The following is a 450-nucleotide window of genomic DNA, read 5'->3' on the forward strand; positions in this document are numbered from 1 at the left end:
AGAGTAGCAAAGGATAGCAGTGAATATGTAGGAGAGGATAAGGAAGTAGAGATACAAGGAAATCTCAATACAAGTATAGAACAAGATGAGAGTAGGAATGTAGGGGGAGATAGCAAAAATCAAATCAATAAAGGTTATGAGCTTTATGCTGCAAATGGTATTAGTCTTAATACAGAACAACAATTTAATCTTAGTGCTAAAAATTACATTGATTTATCAAGCACTGAAGATTTTAGCCTACAAACAAAAAAACAGCTCACACAAGTAGCAGATTCTAGTTATGCTAAAATAGAATCTAATTATAGCGTTAATGCTGGTAACCAAATCCTTCACCAAGTAGGAGATACTTCTATTACTGCTAAGGGAGATTGTGTTATTATTAAAGCTGGTGGAATAGAAGTAGTCATAGATTCTAAAGGATTAGTTGTTAAAGGTGGGGAGATAAAGGCG

General features: G+C 34.0%; 1 pseudogene. It reads left to right on the top strand.

The annotated features are described in order from the left end of the window. Positions 1-450 (top strand): annotated as a pseudogene (locus LS65_RS09910) (bacteriophage T4 gp5 trimerisation domain-containing protein); the annotation flags it as partial.

It is taken from the genome of Helicobacter japonicus (assembly GCF_000762845.2).
Taxonomy (GTDB): domain Bacteria; phylum Campylobacterota; class Campylobacteria; order Campylobacterales; family Helicobacteraceae; genus Helicobacter_C; species Helicobacter_C japonicus.